Raw genomic sequence first — 10,674 nt, forward strand, 5'->3', positions numbered from 1 at the left:
CGGTTTGAGACAGTTTTTATGATTATTTGAGGCGAATAGCGAGCTATTCAACGAAAAGAATCATAAAAAATGGCCAAATCAGGCTTTTTCGCAGTAGGTCAGTGGTAAGTCCGACAGGCTCCTAGGAGCGTGGCCGACCTGTCTATTCTCTCCCACGCTCCTGGTTTTAAGTCGGGTTCGCATGTTCAAACACCGCTCAGCAGCCGACTGCTTGAGTGATAGCTGATAATGAATGAAAGGATAGACCTGGTATTGGGACATGGCATTTTTGAATTGGGTAATACCATGTACAGAGCAGGCGTCAGGAACCACGTAATTCAAATAACTCCGTTGCAGAGACCTGGGTTGCTGCACGATATATTGCAACCCACCCAGTGTCTGTCCTGCTAACTGTTGAGCCAGTTGGATCTGGCTGGGGGGAAACAGGTTATGTCTGAGAGAAGCCAGTTCTTTAAGGTGGTCAGAGTCAGCTTCCTGAAAGCGCTGAATCCAGGATTGTTTGACCTTTATGTCGGGGCGAAGGGCTTGTGCAATAACAGCTTCATTTTTGCTAATAGCAGATGAAGTCGCTGCCGATTCCTGGCTGATACGCTGTTCACTGCCTGGGTAATTGTGTTCTAACAGCTTTTGAAGCATATCCCAGCGTTGACGCTTGGTCACCTTGAGCTCACTGAGGAGAGGGCGATGATCCAGAAGGTCTTCCAGACGAGCCAACCCGGCTTGGCTATGGGCAACGACCAGATAAGTTCTGAACCAGCTCTCCTGCTCAGTGCTGCCGGGAATGGCAATCATCAGCTGTTGCCAGACAAAACTTTCCAGCTCGAAGAGTGGGTCGGCCAGCGTCTCAGCCAGTGACTCATCCTGGTAGCGAATCGTTTGAAGCGTGGTATGCAGTTCTGTTAGAACCTGCTGGGACTGAAACAACAGAGCGGGCCTAGTCTCTTCAGGGATCTGTTTATACAAACGGTTCAACAGGGCATGGATATCCACCTGACCCTGTTTGACTTCGTTGTAGAGCAAATCAATGAGCTGGGTTTCCAGTATTGCACTGTCGCCCCTGTTATCAAGAGCGGCCTTGAGACTAATGTCGTCCAGTTTCAATACCAGATAGCCGTGGTCATCTGTATTGGGAAACACAGCGTCAGGGCAGGGGATTTTTCCCGAGTAAGGTACTTTGGTTTTCTTGCCACTTATCAAAACAGGGAGGCTTCGATAAAGTGTCAATTGATGGTTTTTCTGATGGTTTTTCTGATGGCTTTTCTGATGGTACAGGCCTGTATTAACCCGTTGCTCCCTGAGCACATTTTGTGCCGTTCCCGGGGCAGATTGAAGCAGGGTAATCTTGGCTAAAAACTGATCCTTACATTCCCATTGTGCTTTAACCTGGTTGCTTCCTGGCTTGTAATACCAGACATCGGTCCAGTGCTTCAGGTTTTCACCGGAAGCTTCCTGCATAGTCTGGATAAACACTTCGACCTTAGTGCCTTTATCCTGATGCCGATTCAGAAAATCTCTCAGGCCCTGGCGAAAGGTTTCTTTGCTCAGGCGGTATTCCAGTTGATGCAGTAGGGCAGGGCCTTTCCCTTGAATAGAAGGGTAAAGAGGGGCTTTGATATGTCTCAGTGCATCTTGAGTTGTGGCTGCTTTTATGATCAGAGCCGGAGGCTGGTTTTCAGCATCAGCCTCATAAGCTGGCACTTTCTGGCTCCGATAGAAGAAGGGCCAGGTACCCTTCAGATGGGCACCTTCTGCCATGGCTTTAAAGGATAAAAAGCGGATAAGGCTTTCCTGCAGCCAGACACTGTCCCACCAGGCAGGTGAAACCGAATGAGCCAGCCAGTGATGTGCAAGGTTTTGATAAATCGTCTCAGCCTGTATCTCGGGGTTTTCCTTTACCGCTATGGAAGTCGTCAGGAATTCATCAAGATAGCCGGGTGGCAAAGAAGTTGGCTCTGTCAGGCTGGGCAATAAAATCAGGTCGAACTGCAGACTGGGGTAGGGTTTGTCCAGATACTGCCCAAAAAACTGCAATCCCTGTTGAGACAGCGAGAACCAGGTTTGAGGTTGTATCTGCCAGGCCAGAGATTGCCGTACGGCCAAGCGCAACGGAACCGCTCCAGAGCTATCTTTCCAGACCCGAAACGGACCCGCGGACAATGAGAAAAGAGAAGGGCTGATGTTGTCAGAAGCAGGAAAGTACCACCATCGTTTTTTCCCATCCTTGATGGTTTGTTTTTCTGGTGTAATCGTCATCACCTGCCAACGCTCAGGGGATTTCACTGCCAGCTTATAAGAGGCTTTAAGGTCAGGCTGGTCAAACAGCGGGAAGAGCCTGCTGCTCCTGTATGGAAGAGGCTGGTTGAACAGGTAAAGTTGTTGATCTGCGGTATCCTGGAATCGGTTCAGGCCGGTGCCATTACGACTGTAATTCTGGAGAAACTCGATCTCCACGGTATTCTGACCCTGCTGAAGACTGCCCGGAGCAAAGGTAATAAAGCGACCGTCGTATTGAGCATCGACCGGTTGGGAATTGATCAGTAAACGACTAATTTCACCCTGTTGAAAATCCAGTCTCAGAGGTTTATTGACTTGCTGCAGTGCAAAGGTAATGGATACCCGTCCGGAGTATTGAGAGCTGCCCGGCTCTGAAACATCGAGATAAAGCTCATAACCCAGGCCGGATAGGACTGATTGCCTGAAGTTGGCTTCTTCCTGCGTCAGGCCAATGCTGGTCCGGGCGGACTGACTGGTTTGGACTCTGTCTCGGGTCATGCTCAATTTGAAGCAACCGGTCAGATTGATAATCATCAACAGCAAAACGATCGTACGAATTGCAACCTGAGGCAGTGGCATTGGGCGAATCCTCTGACAGCGAGCCGAAATCTATCGGGGAGCAGACTTTCAGGAGGCCAACCGTTATTCTCAGTTCGCCTCCCAATTTCAGGATCTGAAACAGACCAGCTCATAAAGATAGACCAAAAAGCCAACCACTCATCACTAAGGTTCCAGGTAATTCCATCATGAGCGGCATAAAAAAACGTCGGTAATTTGCAGACAGCAGCTGCTTGGTTTCATGGATCCTGTTTCAGCATTGATGGGGGTTTATCCTGTGGGGGGACTGCCTGAGATTTCTTTGCTTATAAATCCATCAGACTTCTGGCCAAATCCATACAAATCCAGTAGATTACGTCGGTTTTACTGGTTATCCATGTCCTGAGGGAATCAGGTACGGATACTGAATTTAACGATCGAGAGTGGTGGGCTACCTATGCTTTATGCCGAAGGCAATCGTCTGATGAACGTCACGGACAAGCACAATCGGGGTTTTGAGCGCAAGAAAACAGCCAGGCTGGGCACCGAAAAAAATCCTGCCAGCGTCATTGTTCAGAATGAAGAGCGTGAGCAGGAACTGGTAGCCATCTTTGAAGAAGGTGGCTGGTATTACACTATTGAGGTGGATGAAGAGCAGCAGGAAGATGTTTCTGATCTGGAACTGCTTAAAAACCTGCCAACCACCAAAGTAGTAGAAAAAACACCGGGCCGGAATGATCCCTGTGTTTGTGGTAGTGGTAAGAAATACAAGAAGTGTTGCGGCTGATCCTGGCCCGACGCTGACTGAGAAGCTGCCCAACCAGCCTTGAGCGAAGAGAGTCATTTCATCACCCTGTGGGTGAAATGACTTTTCTGGTTAGCAGAGCAGGTTCCCCTTCCCCTTCCTCTTCCAGTCTATCGTTAACATCCTCTGATTTTTAAGCTTTCCAAGAGTTCACTGATTTGCCAGCCATCATAGCCGGTTGATTGGATTGATGGTTCAATGCCTTTCGCTGAGCATTAGAAACTGATGATCGATCAGCATCAGGCTCATTGCAGAGTGGGTATCTGAGAGCGCTACACTGAATGAAGAACTCAGAAAAGGGACTTTTGGATCATGGACAGTATCCCGGGATCGCATCGTCATCATCCTGTTGGTGGCAATCCGGACTCTCTGAAGGGGAAACCTTCAGGTAAAAAGAGACGAAGGCAAAAAACCGGCACTCATCAGGGAAAGCAGACAGAGCAGGTCAAACCGACCAAGAATTTGTCGCAATCCACGAGTTCTGAGACTATTGATTCTGGTTATGACAGCCCACCTTCACCTTCTTCACCCTCTTCTCTGGACCGATTTGATTCTATAGCGTCCGCGTCTTCGCCCAATCAGATTACCAGGGCGCTGCCTTTCGATATCAAGCAATATTCTCTGGATGAAGTCTCTCCTGTGCATTGCAGTGACATAGTTGAACTGCTCCCGGTTATGGGGCCTGACGGCAAGCCGACTTCTCTGATTTTCAAAACCCTGCCATCATCCCTGGATGATGATGAACACAAACAGGCCTGGGCCTGGAAAACCATTGATAATGAAGCCCAGGTTTTTGCCAGTGTGCCTGAAGACCCCAAACTGGTGAAGAGTTATGGGGTGCACAACATCAACGGCCGAAAAGGATTATTACTGGAACGTATTCAGGGACCGTCACTGGAGCAGCGATTCAAGGAGTTAAGAACACTGTATCTGGATGATCAACTGACCCGAAGTGAATATATGTGTGCCAACAAACTGCTCACTAAACAGGCTGCCCAGTGTCTGAAGCATTTGCAGGATGCCGGATTTGTTCATGGCGATTTCAAACCGGATAATCTGATTTTCGACACCACAGAGAATCGCTTGCGTTTGATTGATCTTGGCACCAGTACCCGATTTGATGAGGTAGCCAGTCCGGGTCATGAGCTTTATGTTGATCCTGCTGCGGTGTCGTTTAAAGTCATGGACAAGCGTCGTTTTCAGCCTATGCCTTCTAGTGGCAGGGAAGTAATGACTGATGAGTTGAAAGAAACGTTGCCAAGGGGCGCTCAGAGTGACCCGAAAATGGATGTCTATGGTTTGGGACAGATGATGTACATTCAGGGCTTCACCCAGGGGGAAACCCCTGAAATGTTTACCATGGGTGCTCAACTCGGATCTTTCAGATCAGGGGCAGAGTACAGGATTCATTTTCTCTATACTCGGATGTCTGATCGCTATCGTGATTTTCCGGTTTTGCCTGCCTTCTCCCACGATTTTCCCAAGAAAGAGTTGGACATTGCCAGGGCACAAACCAGAAGAGCAATGGACATAGGCGGTGATTATTACACCTTTATAAACAGCACATTGTCACCGCTCAGAGATAAAAGGGAGACACTTGATGAAGTGCTGGATTCTTCTTTTCTCAAGTTAAATAAGATTGAGATGAAAAAAGCCGAAAGGGTGCTCAGAACCAGTCCGAAAAAATATCAGTCTTTGAAGAAAGAAGTTCAACTTCAGCAGCTGACACAATTGCAGAATGATAGCCCAGAGTTTCCTATCAATACGAAAGGCTAGACGGGTCAGCCATAAAGCGCCTGAACGAATGAATCCATTCCTGTCTTAGGGTCTGTTCAGTGCGTTGCATGGGAGCTTTCCAGAAAATATCACCTTCCCGCCTGCATTTAATATGCAAATGAAAATGCCAGACATCCTGGGACCCGGCCGGTTCATTATTTTGAATCAAGGTAATCCCATCGGCTTGCCAGACTCTTTTAGAGACAAGGGACATTTGTTTGCCCAGACTGATGACCTCAGCCAGTAATGAGTCATCCATGTCGTATATATTTTCAATATGCTGTTTGGGAATGATCAGCAGGGAGGGGCCTGAGTCGGGCTTATGATGTATTGGCAGGCAGACAATAGCTGAAGCGGTTTCATAAAGTACTTCGGCTTTTTTCTCAGTATCAGAGTTGAGGATTCTGCAGAAAGGGCAAGTGTAACCTGCGGGTTCATGGTTAAACATGATCTGGAATCTTCTTCTTATTTAAAGCTGAAGTCTAAAGGCTATCCCGCCCATTTAAAACAGGAGGATTACAGGCGTATAAAACCACTTGCATCAAAATGACTTCGTTTGGCTTTCTTAAGAGTGACATTACCGTTAACCACCTTAACGTACTGGTGTGGGTTCTGGACAATGCGCTTTTTCACACCTTTCTCAAAGTCTGTTTCTATTTCCTGATCATAATCCCACAACAGTTCTTCACCTGCCTCAATAGGACGTGTGGTATAGAACTTAACCGTCCCGTCATCGCAGACAAAGTGATCCGTGTTGTTATTCTCGCTGTGGTTCATTTTACGCAGGATCGTTTTGTCTTCATGCCCGCCTTTGTAGTCACCGTCGACGCCTTTTTCTTTATTGATCTTGATCCAGACACCGTCTTTTTTGACTTCTTTTTTGATCCAGACGACATAAGTGTCATCCTTTAGAAACTCTGGGCCTTTTTTCCAGACTACGTGACTGTCCTCGCCCACTGCCATCCGAAAAACCGGTTCTCCGTAGTATTCACCAATAATAACGCCCTGAGGGATAGGGTATTTTGTAAAGAGGCCATCCCCGGCTCCGGGGATTTTACTGTCTCCCACCTCCAGGTCTGGCCAGGAGCCTTCTCCTGTAGTCAGTAATTTAACCTGCTGACCCAGTCTGCCAATGGTCTCTTTCTGATGTGCAACGGTTTGCAGGGCCTTATCACGTTTACGTTTATATCGTGCACCGGTTTTTTCAGTATTCTGCAACTCCTTTGCACTGTCCTGCAGATCAGCCCACTCCCTTTCTTCAGCCGTCTGTTGCTTGACCTGTTGTTCCAGTCGGGCAATGGTTTCTTTCTGATCTTCAATGGTCTGTAGAGCTTCTTCCCGCTTTCTGGTATGTCGTGCACAAGCTTTTTCGGCCGTCACCAGTCGAGCTGCATTAGACTTCCACTGAGCTCTGAGGTCGCGCATTTCATAGACCTGCTTTTGATAGTAATGCCGGGTTTTGGCCAGTCGATGCTCCAGAGACTTTCTGTGTTTGCTTTCAAGAGATTCCCGGAGTCCGGAAAGAGCGGCATCGATTTTATCCAGTGGAGCCAGGGGCTTTTTTCCAGATATGCTCATTGAGATACTGTTGCCATAGTTGTCTATAGAATCAAACGAATCCAGAGGAATCTCATTATAGTGATCACTTAAGGGGGGGGGGGCTCTATCGAAAAGGCAGGAAGGTGAGGGAGAATATTGAGAGGGAAGAGGACTCTCTGGTGGGTTGTGAGAACTCTCTGTCTGATAATATTCGCTATTAATAATGGGCTCGGCCACTGGAATATGGGCCACATTATAGGGTTGGTGAGCACTGGGGTTAGCAGGGGAATAAACCTCTTCCCTTGGAATATAGGTATCGTAATCAGGTCGTGAATGATGGCTTACAGGGAAGCCGTTAAAGGATCCGTAGTCATATTTTCCTACGAATGAGATCTCATCATCACGAAATAATGAGGTTGGGCGGGTATCAACAGGTGAATATGGAGCACGCGAATGATGACCATTATCGCGATGATGATAATCTTGCCCTGCCGGGTATGGGTAACCGTTGTAATCCTGTGGAAACATTCCTTTCAGCTCCTTTCGTTTCAATCCATTGAACACTTTTGAGACCTTCTGCGGCAGAAAAGGTTCCCTAATGCTGGGTGACTGTTCAGGAACGAGCAGGAAGGTTGGTTTAACTGAAGCGACATTCATCAGGTCGGTCGATATTCAGGGGGAGCCCCCTTCCCCGGTAAGCAGGTAGCTGCTTGTATCCTGTTAATGCTTGATAAAGAAAGCTGGTGGCTATTGTCTCAATAGCTATTTGGATACTTCCTCAACACGCTTGCTGTAAATAGTTACATCGGATTCATCGTAATGAATCACCTGGTCTATGTCCCAGCCTCCACGTAGCAAAAGGCCGTGGGCCTTGCTGGTTCCACAATAAATTCGGGAGAATTTCAGCTCTTCTGCCAGTTTCTCAATCTGTATGAGCAGCTTTGCCCCGACACCCTGTTGACGAAATTCAGGAATAACATAACCTGCAGCAGCCCAGGGGGTTAAGTGGGGCAAGCTGGTAATGGAAGAGGGTTTGAGTGCCATATGACCATAGAGTCTGTCGCCGCAATATGCGATCAGACCCACTGGCAGAGTGTCTATGCTGGCATAGCTGTTAATATCCGCGACGGCACTGCCGGCTCCATCCTGACCATAATGCTCAGGCCATTCTTTCTCAAAAGCGGCCACCAGATCGGGAATAAAGTGCTGGTGATCAGCCAGTCGTTCAATCTGCAGTTCCATGCTATTGACTCACTGTTTGTGTTGGCATTTCAGGCCGCCAGAATCTTCTCAGCTATGGAAACGATGCTCCCTGATCCAGGCCGTGGCGAGTGATGCGATCGTACTTTTTCTCTCTTTTGACGTACTGGTCGATAATACTTTCGGCCAGTGCATTAGCCTTCTTTTCCAGCTGCTGGCAGCTGGCTTCAGGCTTCATTGCGGCAACAGACTCTTCAATATCCGTGGCGGCTTCAAAGCCAATCTCCTTATGACCATTTTCATGCTCCTGGAGAGCGGCATAGTAACGGTCCCACTTTTCCCTGAGTCGTTTTCTGGCAGTATCCCGGTTAACCCACTCAGGCAGGATAAATTTAACATCAAGCTGTGTGGTTACGGATTTAATCCTGCATTGATTCTTTTTCTCTGTCCATTCGAAATTCCAGTGCACACCCCATTTCGTATAAGCATCAAACCGCTCCCCATCGCTGATTACGGGAGTTTTGTCGTTCAACTGGTGCCTCAGCTCATAAGAAGATGAACCTTCTATTTCATAGTTCTCAGTGCTGGTTTCAATCACAGGCACGGCCAGAGTTGCAGTTGGGAGGAGTAGAAGTGACAGAAGATAAGAAATTCGGTGCATGGGGTTACCTGTTTTATTCGATCTTTTATTCTTCGATTATCAATAGGAATTTTCTTATGTCATAGTCAGTTTGAGGGAATTTTCTGATTTATTGACATTATGCCGGGCAACACACTGAAAAACAGAGGGCTGCAGATCTCTTTATAACAGTGTCAAAAGAGATCTGCCTATCAGAGAGGGAGAAATCAGCTAACCGTTTTATTCAGCAGTTCTCCGGACTGCTCTTCTTTGACCATTATCAAATGCTTCTGTTTCAATTTGCTGAGAATATGCCTGAACAGGAGAATGCTCAGAACGGCAATAATACTGTTGGCTATGGGGAAGGATAACCAGACACCTTCCAGCCCAAGACTGGGGGTCAACAAAAACAGAAGAGGAATCAATACCAGCAGTTGCCGACTACTCGTCATCATCAGACCTGCCAGAGGCCTTCCCATGGCCTGAAAATACGCGGCACCAATGGTTTGAAACATGATGAGGGGCATACACATGATAATCAGTTTCAGGCCCGACATAGTGGCATCAATCAACTCAACTTCTGTGGTAAACCAACCAATAAAAAACTCGGGAGCGAGCCATACAATTGCCACCAGGGTATAGCTGAAGGCCAGGCCGTAAAGAATGGATTTTATAAAAGCAGAGATTACCCTGTCGTAGCGCCTTGCCCCAAAGTTGTATCCGGCAATCGGAATAAAACTCTGGTTCAGACCAATCATCGGTACCATCATCAAAGCCTGCAGGCGATTAATGATACCGTAGGCTGCGATCAGCAGCGAGCCACCGTACAGCAACAGAAACTTGTTCAGGGCAATCAGCAGAATGGCATCACCGGCCTGACGGCCAAAGGTGGTTCCGCTCAAGGCTATGATCTCTTTAATCAGGGAAGGCTGCCAGGGAAAAAACTCTGTGCTCAGTCTCATGCTGCTTTTTTTGCACAAATAAATAGACATGCTGAAGCCCCAACCGGTAATTTGAGAGATCACCGTCGCCAGTGCAGCGCCTTCCAGTCCCATATCCAGCAGGGCAATGAACAGAGCATCCAGTATGATGTTGAGAAAAGACGACAATATCATGCTATTCATGGACAGTCTGGCCAGGCCTTCTGCCCTGAGCATCTGATTCATACTCATCCAGCTGCCCAGAAAGGGAATGCCTATCAGGGCAATATGGTAATAGCTTTTAGCCAGTTCCAATGTTTCGGAAGTGGCTCCAAACAGTGTCAGAATTGGATCGGTAAAGATAAATGCAAAAGTGCTGGTCAGCAGACAAAGCACCAGTGCCAGTGAAAACCCATTACCATAAGTGTGTCGTGCTTTATCAACATCCCCCTGACCCAATCTTCGAGAGATCAGAGATCCGGCACCGGCGCCAATGGCCATCCCGATAGTGGGTAAAAGCAAACTGATAGGGTAGGCGAGCGTCACCGCTGCAATCCCGTGGCTACCCACAAAGTGTCCGATAAAAATAGTATCAATGGTGTTGTACAACATGATGGTCAGCATGCCGGCACTGGCAGACAACATCATACTGAGCAACAACTTGTCGATGGGCTCCTGTCCCAATCGTCGGTGTTGGCTCATTCAATTAGCCTTATTACAATCCTTAAAGCCGATATAATAAAGTTAAATTGATTGCTTTAAATCTGTTTTTTGCTCAGGAGATGTACTTATAGACAGATTAAATGGTTTTTTTATTTTGAAAATTTTGATTTTTAAATCCGTGGTGAGAGTGGGTTGATTTAAATCGGTACGGTAAAAATGGTAACTATTCAGCCCCCTCAAAATAGGCTGGATTTTTCAGAGTTTTGTGCCATTTTCTACTAAACCTTTCTCTTTACTCTCAGTCATGACTCATATTGCACCCGATATACAGACCCGCGTCG

General features: G+C 47.4%; 8 protein-coding genes. 2 read left to right on the plus strand and 6 right to left on the minus strand.

Annotated features, from left to right (window positions below):
- Positions 1–78: 78 nt before the first annotated feature.
- Positions 79–2,853 carry a M1 family aminopeptidase gene (locus ACR2PX_RS07805; protein ID WP_433998792.1) on the minus strand — a complete coding sequence of 925 codons (2,775 nt, stop codon included), beginning with the start codon at positions 2,851–2,853 and terminating at the stop codon, positions 79–81.
- Positions 2,854–3,268: 415 nt separating this feature from the next.
- Here ACR2PX_RS07805 and ACR2PX_RS07810 point away from each other — a divergent pair, with 415 nt between their 5' ends.
- Together ACR2PX_RS07810 and ACR2PX_RS07815 are read left to right on the plus strand one after the other, a co-directional pair.
- Complete coding sequence (locus ACR2PX_RS07810; RefSeq protein WP_433998793.1) at positions 3,269–3,598, plus strand: PBPRA1643 family SWIM/SEC-C metal-binding motif protein; 330 nt, start codon at positions 3,269–3,271, stop codon at positions 3,596–3,598.
- A gap of 330 nt (positions 3,599–3,928) precedes the next feature.
- The gene (locus ACR2PX_RS07815; RefSeq protein WP_433998794.1) at positions 3,929–5,392 is read left to right on the plus strand and encodes a protein kinase domain-containing protein; all 1,464 of its coding nucleotides are present in this window, start codon (positions 3,929–3,931) and stop codon (positions 5,390–5,392) included.
- Here ACR2PX_RS07815 and ACR2PX_RS07820 read toward each other — a convergent pair.
- The 5 genes from ACR2PX_RS07820 to ACR2PX_RS07840 all read right to left on the minus strand — a co-directional run bounded on the left by ACR2PX_RS07820 (position 5,376) and on the right by ACR2PX_RS07840 (position 10,372).
- Positions 5,376–5,840, minus strand: coding sequence for an HIT family protein (locus tag ACR2PX_RS07820; protein ID WP_433998795.1), 465 nt, complete (start codon positions 5,838–5,840; stop codon positions 5,376–5,378). The genes ACR2PX_RS07815 and ACR2PX_RS07820 overlap by 17 nt on opposite strands.
- A gap of 68 nt (positions 5,841–5,908) precedes the next feature.
- Complete coding sequence (locus ACR2PX_RS07825) at positions 5,909–7,459, minus strand: SET domain-containing protein-lysine N-methyltransferase (RefSeq protein WP_433998796.1); 1,551 nt, start codon at positions 7,457–7,459, stop codon at positions 5,909–5,911.
- A 234-nt stretch (positions 7,460–7,693) separates the two neighbouring features.
- Positions 7,694–8,173, minus strand: coding sequence for a GNAT family N-acetyltransferase (locus ACR2PX_RS07830; RefSeq protein WP_433998797.1), 480 nt, complete (start codon positions 8,171–8,173; stop codon positions 7,694–7,696).
- A 52-nt stretch (positions 8,174–8,225) separates the two neighbouring features.
- Positions 8,226–8,792 (minus strand): DUF922 domain-containing Zn-dependent protease, encoded by a 567-nt coding sequence (locus tag ACR2PX_RS07835; protein WP_433998798.1) that lies wholly within the window; start codon positions 8,790–8,792, stop codon positions 8,226–8,228.
- A gap of 185 nt (positions 8,793–8,977) precedes the next feature.
- The gene (locus tag ACR2PX_RS07840) at positions 8,978–10,372 is read right to left on the minus strand and encodes an MATE family efflux transporter (RefSeq protein ID WP_433998799.1); all 1,395 of its coding nucleotides are present in this window, start codon (positions 10,370–10,372) and stop codon (positions 8,978–8,980) included.
- Positions 10,373–10,674: the final 302 nt, after the last annotated feature.

Source organism: Endozoicomonas sp. (genome assembly GCF_051008435.1).
Lineage (GTDB): Bacteria > Pseudomonadota > Gammaproteobacteria > Pseudomonadales > Endozoicomonadaceae > Endozoicomonas_A.

Coding starts and splice junctions, on each gene's coding strand:
- ACR2PX_RS07805 (WP_433998792.1), bottom strand. CDS start 2,853: ATGCCACTGCCTCAGGTTGCAATTCGTACGATCGTTTTGCTGTTGATG.
- ACR2PX_RS07810 (WP_433998793.1), top strand. CDS start 3,269: ATGCTTTATGCCGAAGGCAATCGTCTGATGAACGTCACGGACAAGCAC.
- ACR2PX_RS07815 (WP_433998794.1), top strand. CDS start 3,929: ATGGACAGTATCCCGGGATCGCATCGTCATCATCCTGTTGGTGGCAAT.
- ACR2PX_RS07820 (WP_433998795.1), bottom strand. CDS start 5,840: ATGTTTAACCATGAACCCGCAGGTTACACTTGCCCTTTCTGCAGAATC.
- ACR2PX_RS07825 (WP_433998796.1), bottom strand. CDS start 7,459: ATGTTTCCACAGGATTACAACGGTTACCCATACCCGGCAGGGCAAGAT.
- ACR2PX_RS07830 (WP_433998797.1), bottom strand. CDS start 8,173: ATGGAACTGCAGATTGAACGACTGGCTGATCACCAGCACTTTATTCCC.
- ACR2PX_RS07835 (WP_433998798.1), bottom strand. CDS start 8,792: ATGCACCGAATTTCTTATCTTCTGTCACTTCTACTCCTCCCAACTGCA.
- ACR2PX_RS07840 (WP_433998799.1), bottom strand. CDS start 10,372: ATGAGCCAACACCGACGATTGGGACAGGAGCCCATCGACAAGTTGTTG.